Source organism: Bremerella volcania, assembly GCF_007748115.1.
GTDB classification, from domain to species: domain Bacteria; phylum Planctomycetota; class Planctomycetia; order Pirellulales; family Pirellulaceae; genus Bremerella; species Bremerella volcania.
Genome location: NZ_CP036289.1, coordinates 4,601,478 through 4,615,522, shown reverse-complemented (window position 1 = coordinate 4,615,522; position 14,045 = coordinate 4,601,478). Strand labels below are relative to the sequence as shown.

Annotated in this window: 11 protein-coding genes; all 11 read right to left on the bottom strand. The window is 55.0% G+C overall.

Annotated elements, in window-relative coordinates; all coding sequences use genetic code 11:
* Positions 1-14 precede the first annotated feature (14 nt).
* The 11 genes from Pan97_RS18315 to Pan97_RS18265 all read right to left on the bottom strand — a co-directional run bounded on the left by Pan97_RS18315 (position 15) and on the right by Pan97_RS18265 (position 13,988).
* Positions 15-923 carry a cytochrome c oxidase subunit 3 family protein gene (locus tag Pan97_RS18315; RefSeq protein WP_144975070.1) on the bottom strand — a complete coding sequence of 303 codons (909 nt, stop codon included), beginning with the start codon at positions 921-923 and terminating at the stop codon, positions 15-17.
* 59 nt (positions 924-982) lie between these two features.
* Positions 983-2,686, bottom strand: coding sequence for a cytochrome c oxidase subunit I (locus Pan97_RS18310; protein ID WP_144975068.1), 1,704 nt, complete (start codon positions 2,684-2,686; stop codon positions 983-985).
* A 24-nt stretch (positions 2,687-2,710) separates the two neighbouring features.
* Positions 2,711-3,712 carry a cytochrome c oxidase subunit II gene (gene coxB, locus Pan97_RS18305; protein ID WP_165698834.1) on the bottom strand — a complete coding sequence of 334 codons (1,002 nt, stop codon included), beginning with the start codon at positions 3,710-3,712 and terminating at the stop codon, positions 2,711-2,713.
* Positions 3,713-3,759: 47 nt separating this feature from the next.
* Positions 3,760-4,620, bottom strand: coding sequence for an SCO family protein (locus Pan97_RS18300; RefSeq protein ID WP_165698833.1), 861 nt, complete (start codon positions 4,618-4,620; stop codon positions 3,760-3,762).
* A gap of 39 nt (positions 4,621-4,659) precedes the next feature.
* Positions 4,660-5,043: a hypothetical protein gene (locus Pan97_RS18295; protein ID WP_144975064.1), complete on the bottom strand. Its 384-nt coding sequence runs from the start codon at positions 5,041-5,043 to the stop codon at positions 4,660-4,662.
* 12 nt (positions 5,044-5,055) lie between these two features.
* Positions 5,056-6,279 (bottom strand): quinol:cytochrome C oxidoreductase, encoded by a 1,224-nt coding sequence (locus Pan97_RS18290; RefSeq protein WP_196782146.1) that lies wholly within the window; start codon positions 6,277-6,279, stop codon positions 5,056-5,058.
* A 35-nt stretch (positions 6,280-6,314) separates the two neighbouring features.
* Positions 6,315-7,787 (bottom strand): quinol:electron acceptor oxidoreductase subunit ActD, encoded by a 1,473-nt coding sequence (locus tag Pan97_RS18285; RefSeq protein ID WP_144975060.1) that lies wholly within the window; start codon positions 7,785-7,787, stop codon positions 6,315-6,317.
* Between the two features lie 40 nt (positions 7,788-7,827).
* The gene (nrfD, locus tag Pan97_RS18280; protein WP_144975058.1) at positions 7,828-9,249 is read right to left on the bottom strand and encodes an NrfD/PsrC family molybdoenzyme membrane anchor subunit; all 1,422 of its coding nucleotides are present in this window, start codon (positions 9,247-9,249) and stop codon (positions 7,828-7,830) included.
* Between the two features lie 66 nt (positions 9,250-9,315).
* The gene (locus Pan97_RS18275; protein ID WP_144975056.1) at positions 9,316-12,486 is read right to left on the bottom strand and encodes a TAT-variant-translocated molybdopterin oxidoreductase; all 3,171 of its coding nucleotides are present in this window, start codon (positions 12,484-12,486) and stop codon (positions 9,316-9,318) included.
* On the bottom strand, positions 12,486-13,193 hold the full coding sequence (locus Pan97_RS18270) for a cytochrome c3 family protein (RefSeq protein ID WP_144975054.1): 708 nt from the start codon (positions 13,191-13,193) through the stop codon (positions 12,486-12,488). The genes Pan97_RS18275 and Pan97_RS18270 overlap by 1 nt, the downstream gene beginning before the upstream one ends.
* Before the next feature lie 261 nt (positions 13,194-13,454).
* Positions 13,455-13,988 carry a response regulator transcription factor gene (locus Pan97_RS18265; RefSeq protein ID WP_144975052.1) on the bottom strand — a complete coding sequence of 178 codons (534 nt, stop codon included), beginning with the start codon at positions 13,986-13,988 and terminating at the stop codon, positions 13,455-13,457.
* Between the last annotated feature and the right edge of the window lie 57 nt (positions 13,989-14,045).

Below are 14,045 nucleotides of genomic sequence, written 5' to 3'. Positions count from 1 at the left end.
ATCCCAAATTGGGTTTAGGAACGAATGAGATAGAGCAGCGGGAATAGGTAGATCCAGATCAAGTCGACCAAGTGCCAATAGAGGCCAACATAGTCGACAGGGCCGAAATACTCGCTGTTGAAATCACCACGGATCGAGCGGAAGAGTAACCATCCGATCGCGATCATACCAAACACAATGTGGAAACCATGGAGCCCGGTCATCATGTAGTAGATGCCGAAGAAAATTTGTGTGTTGCGTGGAGCATCGAGAAACTGCTCGGGACCGCCGTGGCCGTGTGCGTGCGAGTCGCCGTGCTCCGCAGAGTGCGAATCGGCATGTTCGTGAGGATGCTCATCCTCGTGTTCGGCTTCGGCAACTGCGTGGGCTTCTTCCTCTTTGTGCTCTGCTTCTTCTTTCTTTTCGGCCGCGATCGCCGAGTCGTACAGCTCTTTGTTGTAATCGCTTTCGTCGGGGTGTTGCAGTTGATACATCACGTTCGACCGACCGGTGTACAAACCGATGTCGAACTTGTGCGTGTACTCGAAGTACTTCACCACGAGGAACACGCCGGCGAGTGCCAGGGTAAGGCTGAGCATGACGACCAACAACTTCTTCTGGCTAAGCTGAGCAGCACGAACGGCCCAGGCCATCGTCAAACTGCTGACGATAAGCACAACCGTATTGATTGCACCCATCGTGGTATCGAGCTGCTTGTGAGCGTACAAGAAGACTTCCGGGTGGTTGTATCGATAGATCAGGTAGGCGCAAAAGAGCCCGCTGAACATCAGGATTTCCGTAAACAGAAAGAGCCAGATGCCAAGCTTACCGGCATCGAACTGCTGCTGCATCGTTTCGAAGTGGTGAGCCTGGAAAGGACTGTGACCGTGATGGTCACCATCCTCATGATGGGCCTGATCTTGGGTTTCGACGGCGGCGCTCATAGGGCAATTTCGTTTCTAATCGTCGTCACGTTACGGAATCAATGGGATACAGGGCTCGCTTAGTGATGACCCGCCGCAGGCTTAGGCGCGTTGGGATCTTTCACGTAGCCGCCAATCTGAGGATCGTATTTCAGGCCGCTATAGTCGTAGGGGGAATCGACATGCGGTGCGTGTTCAAAGTTGTAATAAGGAGGTGGGCTGGTACAGGTCCATTCCAAGGTTGCAGCACCCCAAGGGTTGGCAGGAGCCTTGCGTCCGTTGAACAGGGAGATAACTAGGACGGCAATCGCACCCACCATGCCGATACCGAGGGCCAAAGCTCCGATCGTCGACAGAACATGGTAAATCTGATACTCGTCGACGTAGGTAGCATAACGGCGAGGCATTCCGCGCGAGCCCATCACAAACTGTGGCAGGAAGGTCAGGTTGAATCCGAAGAAGACCACCGCACAGAACAGGCGTCCGAAGAATTCGTTGTACATCACGCCGAACATCTTAGGCCACCAGTGATAGAGGCCGCCGACGAACGCAATCACCGTTCCGCCCATCATCACGTAGTGGAAGTGAGCGACGACGAAGTATGTATCGTGCAGGTGAACGTCGGTAGCCAACGCACCCAGGAACAAACCGGTCAAACCGCCGATGGTGAACAGGAAGATAAACGACAAGGCATAGCACATCGGCGTTGCCAGGTTGATGTTTCCCTTGTACATCGTGGCGGTCCAGTTGAAGACCTTGATGGCCGAGGGAATCGACACGCTGAAGGTTAAACCGCTGAAGATCACCGCCGCCATCGGGCTTTGGCCACTAACGAACATATGGTGTCCCCAAACGAGGAAGCCCAGCAGAGCGATCGCGATCGAGCTGTAGGCAATGAACGTGTAACCGAAAATCGGCTTACGGCTGTAAACCGACATCAGTTCGCTGATGATCCCCATGGCAGGGAGAATCATGATGTACACAGCCGGGTGCGAGTAGAACCAGAAGAAGTGCTGGAACAAAACCGGGTCACCACCCATGCTTGGATCGAAGATGCCAATGCCCAGAATGCGTTCGCCCATCAGCAGCAGCAGCGTAATGCCGAGAACCGGCGTCGCCAGAATCTGAATAATCGCCGTGGCATAAATGGCCCACATGAACAGCGGCATCTTGAACCAGGTCATGCCTGGTGGACGCATGGTGTTCACCGTGACGATGAAGTTCAAACCGGTAAAGATCGAACTGAAACCGAGGATGAACGCACCGATGGTGGCGGCGATCACGTTGGTTTGCGTTTCGATACTGTACGGAGTGTAGAAGGTCCAACCGGTATCCAGGCCTGTGGTAACCAGAGCGATCAAAAAGAAGATCGCTCCGAAGACCCACAGGTGGAAGCTGGCCAAGTTCATTCGAGGAAATGCCACGTCCTTGGCACCGACCATCAGCGGCAGGACGAAGTTGCCCAGAGCAGCTGGAACGCTGGGGATGATGAACAAGAAGATCATCACCGCACCGTGAAGCGTGAACAACTGGTTGTAGCTATTGAGCGAAACCCAGTCGCCAAACAATCCGTTGGGAACCATCAGGTGCAATCGCAGCAGGAGGGCTAGGACGCCCCCCAGGAAAAACGCGGCGAAAATCCCAACGAGGTACATTACCCCGATCCGCTTGTGGTCGAGCGTGAAGGCCCACGACATGAAACCTGACGAACTAGTCAGATAGTTCGAACTGGGGTCGTCGTTATGACCGCTATCAATGTGTGTTTCTGGTGTAATCGTGGACATGGCTTGGCTGCCCTATGCAAATTTCTACTTAATTGACTTCAAGTAGGCGATGATCGCCGTGATTTCTTCGTCCTTGAGCAACTGTGGCGTGAACACGGTCATGCCTGGCTTGCGTCCGACGACGATCTCGGAGTTCGGTTGACGAATCGACTGACGAACGTAGTTTTCGTCCATCGTCACGGTAATCGGAGAACTGGAGCCGCGGGGAATGACTTGGCGCTCGGTTCCCCACTGTCCGTTGAGCGGAGGTCCAGGGTATTTGGCGGAATTATCACCTTCAACCGAGTGACACTGGGCACAGCCTTTTCGCTTAAACAAGATCTCGCCTGCGATTTCCGGAGGATTGTTTTCCAGAATGTTGGCAGCCTTCTCGACCCATTGATCGAAGTCCGCGGTTTCGTGAACGAAGACACCACGATGCATCTTGGAGTGCTGCTCACCACAGTACTCAGCACAGAATAAACGAAGCGGGGCATGACCGCTGTCATCAATGCCGCTGCCGGTGGTGTGGGTCGCTCGTGCCCAGGTCGACGTGTAGCGGGCCGGGACGCAGTCCATTTTGATGCGGAACGCAGGAATGTAAAAACTGTGGAGAACATCCTGCGATTGCAGCAGGAACTTCACATCGCGATCGACGGGAATGTGCAAGTCGCTCGATTCAGCACCATTGGGATACTTAAACACCCAGTTCCATTTGCTCGCAATGACTTGGATCTCATAGGCGTTTTCCGGGGCTTCCCGTACGTTGAGATACCCGGTGAAACCGAAGAAGAAGATCACGCCGACCAGGATCGAAGGAATCACACTCCAGGTGATTTCCAGCGCTTCGTTATGCGAAGGGGAAGGCGTTTCCGTGTGTCCGGGACGCTGATAATACTTCAGAACGAAGTAAATCATCGCACCAATGATAAGCACGAAGAAGAACAACGACAGGTAGTAGATGAAGTCAAACAACCCGTCGACACTTCCAGCGACCGTCGACCGCTCGGGCGGGAAAAACATGGTATCCGCCAGGATGGAAAGCATGGTTGAACCTATTTCTGGGACCATCTCGTCTCTGTCTTATTTCGTATTTAAGTCGCATTGGACGGAAGGTGACCGTCCATCGAATTGGAATTAAACTTCGCGTCTACGCCCGCTGTTCTACGCCGGAGGACCCAGAACGGAATCAATCCGATTGCCAGGCAGGCCACCGTGGTGAACGCTCCTAGTTGCATCAATCGGAAGGCCTGGGGGCCGTATCGCCCCGCCGTTTCGTCGTACATGAAGCAGGTCAGGATGATCTGATCGACAGTCGTCCCGATCTTGCCTTCACTCGCTTCGACTAGAGACAACCGCAGGGTTGGCTCGTCGAATTGAACGCCGTAAATGTAGCGAGAAATTCGCCCGTCCGGCGTGCACAACATTAGCACGGCATTGTGGGCGTATTCTTTTCGCTCGGGGACATAGCGATATTGAAACCCAGTCGCCTTGGCAACGGCCATAATCGACGTGACGTCTCCAACCAGAAAGTGCCACCCATCGGCGGTGCCTGGGCGATCGTATTCCTGGTAGTAGCGCAACCTTGTCTTGCTTGCTTTTTGGTAAGACTCGCGTGGGTCGATGCTGATCGAAACCACGTGAAAGTCTTCTCCGACGCTGGCATCCATTTCGCTTAAGGTCATCACGAGACCGTTCAGCTGTTGCTGGCAAAGCATCGGGCAATTCGAGTAATTGAGCGATAGGATGACCGGCTTCTCGCCGTCAAAGTAGTCGCCCAAACGAATCAAAGCACCGCGATCATCCGTGAACTGTGTTTCTAGAGGCAGCTGTTCGTTTAAGTGCTCAGTTACACCAAGCCCATCGACGGCATCGGGAGTCTCATCAATCTGAGCCCTCACCGAGTTGGCCAATACCAAGCAGAAAACGACTGCCCACATCCAACGAATTGTCACTAAACCTCGCATTCGATCCGTGCTTAATCCCGTGAGGGGTTAATTCGACTCGTACTTATCCGCTATCACCTTCATCGCCTGCTCGATAGGCATGCCGATGGTCTTTGTTTCCTTGTTAACCCAGCTGTATCCGTCGTTCAGCTTGGCTTTTTGAGCACTTACGATGCTGTCTTCAACCTCAAGTTTGACATTGACGACTTTTTCTTCGTACTGCTGTTTCTCGAACTGCAGGTAAGCCGCTTGCAGCCCAATGATGCAGATGAAGGTGACCACCGCGCTGACGAACCCCACCAGGGCTATCACCGGAGTGTTCATGTCGTCATACATCGGAAGGTCCGACGCGTCGAGTGCGTGACCGTTGGTCGTCTCAACCGTAGCGTCGGTTACGTCTTGTTCGGGAGTGTCTTCAGTGATTTCCGTCATCAAATCACCTTATTAATGATTCTGTAGTGCCAACGATTCGCTCAGACGTGGGTCCTTAACGGGAACCAACGGCTTATCGGTGGCGAACCAGATCAACGAGCTAATGTATAAACCGCCAATTCCGACGATACAGCACACATCAATGAGGCCAAAATTTGGAGCAGCCGTTCCATGGGCAACCTGGGGCATAACAATGTAGTAAAGGTCTACATAGTGCATAACCAGAATGAACACTGCCCACCCAGTCAGAATATACTTGTTGCGGCGAATATGTCGCGACATGACGCCGAAGAATGGAATGAAGAAGTGGCCGAAGATCAGCATGATGGCTACGATCGCCCAGCCATTCTCTTGACGACGCAGGTACCAGCCCGTTTCTTCCGGAATGTTCGCATACCAGATCAGCAGGAACTGGCTAAAAGCAATGTAACCCCAGAAGAGAGTAAAACCGAAGGTGTACTTACCGAGGTCATGGTAATGCTCTTTGGTCACGATGTTAGCCATCTTGCCATCCTGCTGGAGCAGGAAGATGACGACCGTCATGAATGCGAAGAAGCTCAGGGCACTTCCGGCAAAGAAATAGACGCCGAAAATCGTGCTGAACCAATGCGGATCGAGCGACATCAACCAGTCGAACGAGGCGAAGGTGACCGTCAGGGCGAACAGCACGACTGCCAGTGAACTCCACTTCTGCAATTTCAGGGTAATTTGCTTGTCACCGTTACCGTCCTGAGCCAGGGAGTTCAGGAAGAAATAACGGGCAATGCAGATCCAGGTACCAAAGTAAATGATTGCTCGGATCGTGAAGAAGATCGAATTCAAGTAGCCCGACTTATGAGCGATCAACTGATCGTACTCGGCCGAGCCAACTTCCCATTTCGCAGGATCATTCCATTCGAACAGCGTGTGACTACCAAAGAGCACGGGAAATAGAATCACCAGGAACAAGATCGCCATAGGGATCAGGTTCTGGCTTAGTAGTTCCGCCACGCGTCGTACGACGACACTCCAGCCAGCCCGGGTGAGGTGGTGGATGGGAACGAAGAACAAAGCCCCCAGTGAGATGCTCAGGAAGTAGACGAAACTAGTCAGGTAGGAATGGAAAAAGTAGGAAGAAGTCTCCTGCGTCATTCCAATTCCCATGGCCAGCAGCAGCGCCAAGACGCCAACCGCCATCGCGACCAGTCGCACCGACTGCCAAGCCGGATTGAGGCGGATCGATTCGTCGTCCGTCACTGTGATCGTTGGTTTGTGGTGACCGCCCATATTACTTACTGACCTTTAATTTCCAGTTCTTTCATCTCAACGGCTGGAATCTCTTCCGGCGTACCTGTTCGTGTCTTCTGCAAGGCTCGAACATAAGTCACAATCGCCCAGCGATCCTCAGCGGGAATCTGGTCGCCGTAACCTTTCATCTTGCGAATGCCATGCGTGATGGTGTTGTAGATCTTGCCATCAGGCTGGGTAAGCAGGTAATCGGTATGCAAATTCGTCGGAGGAATCCAGGTAGGCTGCTCCAGTTGCAGAGCTCGCTGCGAGACCAGCCCGTCGCCGTCCCCTGCCAGACCGTGACATACGGAGCAGTAGATGTTGTAGCGGTTGCGTCCTCGCTCAAGCGTTGCCCGGGTCACGTTGATCGGAGCGATCTTCACCCAGTTCGGTTCCGGTTCCTCAGGCTGAGCAGGTGCTTCGCCTTCGGCTGGCTTAGCATCAGCGGGATTCGCGTCCGCTGGTTTGTCCTGGGCTGGCTTGGCTTCCGCCATGGGCTTGTCAGCTTCAGGCTTTTCGTCGGCGGGTTTCTCTTCCGCCGGTTTGTCGTCAGCTGGATTTTCTTCTTCAGCAGGTTTCTTGGTACCTTCTTCAGTGGCTTCTTCGTCCTGCAGGAAGAGTACGTTCTGCTCGCCTGTTTCCGGCACGATACCAGTCAGCATGATCGGATCGACCCATTCGCCGCGAGCAACGGTGCCTGGAATGCGAGGACGCATGGTGCGGCCGTCGGCGAAGACGGGGCTGACCGTCTGTGTGTCGCCACGAAGCTGGACGTCCATGTCACGAATCGGATTGATGCGTGGAACGGTCGAGGTCTGGTAATAGGCTCGCCACAGCAGCAGCGGCGGAACCAGAGCAACCACCGCCACACCGATACCAACGAACTTGATGATTTTCGGAAGTTCAGCTGGGCTCGGATCTTCGAAGACCTCGATCACATCCGTTTGACCGATGAGACCATCGAGTAGATCACGGGTCTTGTTAGGCTTGTATTTTTCGTCATTGACGTCGATCGTCAGGAAAAACTTGTCGTCGGTTGCTCGAGCAAACTCAGGCACGCGGAACAACGGATTCGAGAAGGTCGGTAGCTTGTTCAAAAACAGCATACCGATGAAAACGGCGAAGGCCGCGTGCAAAATGACCAGCTCAAAGATCACCGGAATGTTGGCCGGCAAGCTCCAGACAGGTTTGGCCGAAATGATGAACGGATACCAGTCAGCATTGGTAATGTACTGCAGACCGAGGCCTGCGAATCCACCCATGATACCGAGCATCAGCACGATCCATGGCAAGATGGTCGGTTTGATCCCAAGCGCTTCGTCGATGCCATGCAGAGGGAAAGGCGTATAGGCATCGGTCTTGGTGTAACCGGCCTTTCGCACTTTTTCGCACGCCGCCAACAAGGAGTCGGGGTCGTCGAACTGCGCCATCAGCCCGATCAGCTTGGGTTCCGTGTTGTTCGCTTCTTGTGACATCTATTTAATGCCCTGCTGATAACTCAGGGGAAATGATTTGTTACGCGTGGTCTGCTGCTGCTTGGGGATCGTCGTGAACCGGCGAATGCGGGTGGGGCATGACCGATTTGACTTCCGCCATCGCGACGATCGGACCGAAACGGACGAACAGCAGAAACAGGGTGAAGAACAACCCAAAACTGCCGATCAGCATTCCGTAGTCGACCGGCGTTGGCTCGAACATGCCCCACGAGGAAGGCAGGAAGTCACGGGCCAGCGAGGTGACCGTAATCACGAATCGCTCGAACCACATCCCGATGTTCACGAAAATACTGATCACGAACATCAGCCATGGTGTCGTGCGACAAACCTTAAACCAGAACAACTGCGGGCTGATCACATTGCAGGAAACCATGATCCAGTAAGCCCACCAGTAAGGGCCAAATGCACGGTTGATGAATGCGAAGCCTTCGTACATGTTGCCGCCATACCAGGCGATGAAGAATTCCATCGCGTAGGCGTAACCGACCATCGAACCGGTCGCCAGCAAAATCTTGCAGACGTTTTCCAGGTGACGCAGCGTCACGACGTCTTTCAGGCCGAACCATTGGCGGGCCGGAACCATCAGCGTCAACACCATCCCAAACCCAGAGAACACCGCACCAGCGACGAAGTAGGGCGGGAAGATGGTCGTATGCCAACCGGGAAGCTGCGAAACGGCAAAGTCGAAACTAACGATCGTATGCACCGAAAGGACGAGCGGAGCCGCCAGGGCAGCGAACAGTGTGTAAGCCTTTTCATACCGCGACCAGGCACGGGCCGAACCGGTCCAGCCGAGCGACAGGATCGAGTAGACGATGCGAAGGATCTTGTTATTGGTACGATCTCGCAAAGTTGCCAGATCCGGAATCATACCGGTGTACCAGAAGATCAACGAGACGGTCGCGTACGTCGAAACGGCGAACACGTCCCACAGCAGCGGGCTGCGGAACTGTGGCCACATGGCCAGCTGCAAACTCGGCAGGGGGAACAACCAGTAGAAGACCCAGACACGACCGATGTGAATGGCCGGGAAGAGGCCAGCACACACGACCGCGAAGATCGTCATGGCTTCCGCGAAACGATTGATACTCGTTCGCCAGTTCTGACGGAAGATGAACAAAATGGCCGAAATCAGCGTCCCGGCGTGACCGATACCGACCCAGAACACGAAGTTCACGATCGGGAAGCCCCAGTAGACCGGGTTGTTGTTACCCCAGACACCGACGCCCGTGAAGATCAGGTAACCGACCAAGGCGCCCAACATGCCTAGCAGGCTTAGCGACATTAACATGCCGATATACCAGGCGATGGGGGTCTTGCTCTCGTTGATGCCGCACACCAACCGGGTAATCGAGCCGTAGTCGTGCCCGCCAATCACAAGCGGCGTTCGGTTGCCCGGATCGTCGATTGTGGTGTCAATGACTTCGTTTACGGTGGCCATTCGTACTCTTGGTTATGTGAACTTTGGCTGATTGCTTAGGGGGTATGGGAAACGCTCGAAAAGCAACTAGTGCTTCTCTTCTTCTTTGGCGTGGTCGTGATCGTGATCACCTTCGGCATGCTCGTGTCCGTGGTCGGACTCATCATCATGACCGTGCTCACCGTGGTCGGTGACTTCCGGGGCCAACCAGGGATGCGGGTTGGTGATCCGAGCTAGGTAACGCGTGCGAGGCTTGGTATTCAACTCGACGAGCATCGAATACGAACGCGGATTGGCGTGTGCCTTGGCAACGTTGCTTTCCGGATTGTTAAGGTCACCAAACTCGATCGCGTTCGACGCACAGGCCTCTTGGCAGGCGACCTGAATTTCGTTCGGTCCGATGGCTCGGCGATCGGCTTTGGCTTCGATCTTTGTGTTTTGGATTCGCTGCACGCAGTAGGTGCACTTCTCCATCACGCCGCGATTACGAACGGTAACCTCGGGGTTGAAGATCAGCTTGGCCAACTCCTGGTTGCCGGCTTCAAAGCGATGATCGCTGGCACGCCAGTCCAGGTAGTTGAAGCGGCGAACTTTGTACGGGCAGTTGTTACCGCAGTAACGCGTACCGATACAGCGGTTGTAGACCATGTCGTTGAGGCCTTCGTCGCTGTGGACGGTGGCGGCAACCGGGCAAACGCTTTCGCACGGAGCTGTTTCGCACTGCTGACAGGTAACCGGCTGCGAGACGGCCTTGGGATCTTCCATGTCGCCGCTGAAGTAGCGATCGACGCGAATCCAGTGCATCTCACGACCAACCGAGACCGCTTCCTTACCGACGATCGGAATGTTGTTTTCCGACTGGCAGGCAATCGTACAGGCATTGCAGCCGGTGCACTTGGTCAGGTCGATCGACATACCCCAAGCATGACCGTCGTACGATTCCTTCATCCACTCTTGTTCTTCCCACAGGGATTCAAGCGGCGGATGGTGAACGATGTGCTTGGCGAAGTCTGGATGATGTTCGTACTCTTCGACGGTCCCTTCGCGAACCAGTTCACCAACGCGACGACCGATCTCTCGCATACCGAGCAGGTCGATCGCAAAGTGGTCTTGAGTGGTGGCCAGTTTGAACTGCTTGCCGGTCCCTTTGAACGTGGCACCTGTGGCCAGGTTCATCGTCTCTTTGGTGCGAAGCGGACCAACGTCGACCCCGACCGGTGCGATGTCTTCATCGACGTTGCCACCGACGGCACCAGCATGCGTGCGACCGTAACCAAGTCCGACGGCGAGTGTGCCGTGTGCCTGACCTGGCTGAATGTAAACGGGCAAGGTGACCGTTTTACCATTGGCCGACAGTTCCACCAGTTCTGCCTGTTGGACGCCGTTTTCTTCGGCCGTCTTGGGGCTCATGGTGACGACGTTGTCCCAGGTCACCTTGGTGATCGGTTCGGGCAGTTCCTGCAGCCAACCGTTGTTGGCGAAGCGACCATCGTAAGTGCCGGCACCGGGATGGAAGATCAGATCGTAGGCTTCGCCCAGACCGGCTCGCCAAGTGGAAACCGAGACGTTGCCCAGATCCAGCGAGTCGTTGATCGTGACGCTGACCGCTTTTGGGGCGGAATCGGCGATGAATCCGTCGTGCAGTACCTTGGTCCAGGCAGCTTCGCTCGCTGAGCTGGAGAACGCGGTGGTGACGGTTTGCTTGACGGCTTCCAGCGTTTCGCTGATCGGGGAACCAGCGATCAAGCTCAGGAACTCGATCGGGTTCTTCGTCTTGAAGATCGGCGAGATCAGTGGCTGAGCGATGCAGAAGCTGCCATCGTAAGCGAGTGCATCTCCCCACTGTTCCAGCCCATGCGAAGCAGGCAGATGCCACGAAGACATCTTCGAAGTCTCGGTCTCATAGTCGCCGTAGTAGACCTGGGTATTGGTCTTGTCCATGGCGGCAACCAAATCAACGTCGGCCGGTGCATCGTAGACAGGGTTGCCACCCAGGAAGAGGACCGTATCGACTTGACCGGCGTTCATCGCCGCGGTCAGATCTTCAATCGATCCGACGTTGTCGCGAGCCAGCTTGGGCTCTTCGATGAAGGAAACCGTCTTGCCGAGGTTTTCCAGCTTGCTGTTGATCCGCCAGATGCGTGCCTGGGTTTCGGCGTCGAGCGACTCACCACCGACGACCAGGCTCTTGCCCTTATGGCTGATCAAGTCGTTCACCATGGCGGTGATCACAATGTCGATCTTCTCGGCTGGCTTCTCTTTGGTTTCGCCACTTTCAAGAGCCGCTTCAAGCTTCTGCTCCAGATCAGCCACGAAGCTGGGCATCAGCGAAGCAGCCACTGCCAGGCGGTGATCGGCGGCAATGCCGGTGACCGAGAAACGGCTTTCGACGACATAAAGACGGCTCATTGGGCCATCTTCAGGAGCACGTCGCTTGGCGAAGCCTTGATTGTTCACGCCATGGGTTACATGGCTACCCAGAACGTCGGCACTCAGGTCGACCACGATATCGGCCGCCTCGAGATTCAGCAGCGGACGCAGCTTTTTGCCGAAGGCCAGTTCTGTTCCCAGCGTGGTGTTGCCGGTGATCGATTCGTACTGGTACCACTTGGCTTGTGGGAATTTCTTAGCCACTTCGTTCATCTGGGCGAGAACGGTCGGCGAAGTGTTGGTCTGGTGCAGGATGGCAAGCTTCGACGAGTTGCCCCCTTCCAACTTCTTGGACTGCTCTTTCCACCAGACGGCGAATTCGTCCCACGATCGCGAATGCTGACCGTTGACGTCTCGCTCAATCGGGTATTGGCTGCGGTCGGGATCGTACAGATGCAGAAGCGTGGCCTGAGAGTACGTATCGGCACCAGCGACCATCGGGTGCATCTGGTTGCCGTCGATCTTGATCGGGCGACCATCGTAGCTGGTAGCGACAACGGGGCAGGTCTTGCCAGCGACGGTCAGCGTCGTGGCGAACTTCTCTGGCTTACCAGGAATGCGGCCTTCAGGGCGTCGCGAGAAAGGTGCGATCTCTTCTTCTGGATAGCGGAAGCCAACCACTTCTTCTTCTGGGTAGCGGCAGCCAGCGGCACCGGTGGCCAGGGCCAGTGAAGCACCCATCAGCTGCATCCAGCGGCGACGCGGCATTCCGGTAGGGGCCACTTCAGCAGCTTCCGGAAATTCCTGTCGCAGGAACTGCTCGAATTCAGGAGTTCCCTCGAGCTCGCCGAGGCTACGCCAGTATTTCGGTTTTTTGTTCTCAGGCATTATCGATGACATGTCGAGCAGTTAGTCGATGGGTTAATGTTCAACTCTTCACGAAGTTGCTTGCCGAGCAGACGCTTTTCTTCGTCTGACATGGCGTTGCCGCCTGCCTCGGTACCCCAAGCAAGGTTCGTGACTTCGTCGGCTGGACGGATATGCGTGTCGGGATCGCGATGGCATTCCAAGCACCAGGACATGGAGATGGGTTCAACAACCTGGACGACGTCCATCTTGTCGACCCGGCCGTGACACTCAACGCACGAAACCCCTTGGGTCACGTGAGCGCTATGATTGAAGTAAACGAAGTCAGGCAGGTTGTGCACCCGCGTCCAATCGATCGATTCGCCGGTCGCCAGGCTCTCGCGAACCGGCTCCAGCGCGACGCTCGTGGCGTGCACCGCGGCGTACTTGGTCGCACCGCTCGAGTCGGCACCGCTGTGGCAGTTACCGCAAGTTTCAGTCGGCGGGACAGCCGCATGACTGGCCTTTTCGACCGTATTGTGGCAGTAGCGACAGTCCATCTTCAAACGCCCAGCATGAAGCTTGTGGCTAAAAGGAACTGGCTGCTCAGGTCGATAGCCCCGATTGAGAATCTCGGGCGACGTGGTGACAAAAAGCACGGATCCACCGTAGGCGGCCCCAACGAGGACAACGCCAAACATCAGTGGTACGAACTTATTTACCCATCTGGGAAATAGAAAGCGGTCCATGTTTTCTCAGTCGTGAGTGGTCTCGCAAAGAGACACGGCGACGGAAAATTGCTAAACCCAAGGGCTGACCGGAGCTAGGCATCCGGCCAGAACTCAAGCAAAGCAGATTGTTGTTAATTGCAACGTTGAAAGCGATAAGCCTTGATCCGATGAGGAGCTGCAACTCATAGCTATTCGCGTGTAAATCGTAAAATAACCACCACTTTCGCACGACGTGACAATAGGTCGCACTAGAATGGGGGGGTGTGAATTAAATTCACCTTAGGGAGCAAGCTTCTTCAGCTTTCGCTGCAGCGTTCTCCGAGGGATATCTAGCAATCTCGCCGCTTCCGAGAGGTTACCACCGCAGTCATTCAGGACCCGGTGAATATGTTCCCACTCGGCTTCGGCAAGGGATTGTGGGTTGTAAGTTTGGGCGTTGGATTCCGGCGCGGCCGATTCTTGGTTGTCAAAAGCAGCCAATATTTCATCCACATCGGCGGGCTTGGTCAGGTAGTTAACCGCACCCAGCCGTACGGCTTCAACTGCATTGGTAATGCTGCCGTATCCCGTCAGGATAACGGCCTGTGTTAAAGGAGATACTTTAAGAAGATCTTTGAGAACTTCAATGCCGGAAGTCTCTGGCATCTTCAAGTCGAGAACTGCGCGATCCGGTTGAGCCTCTTGGGCTTGTGCAACCGCATCCTCTTTAGTCTTGGCGGAGTAGACGTCGAAACCCCGCGACGAAAACGCTCGGGTCAATCGGTTCCGCAAGATATCGTCGTCATCGACGAGGAGGATTGTAGGTCGCGTCATGGTCTCGCCGATTCCGGAATGCGTAGCTAGGTACTGACCTGACTAGTCATGGCGGCG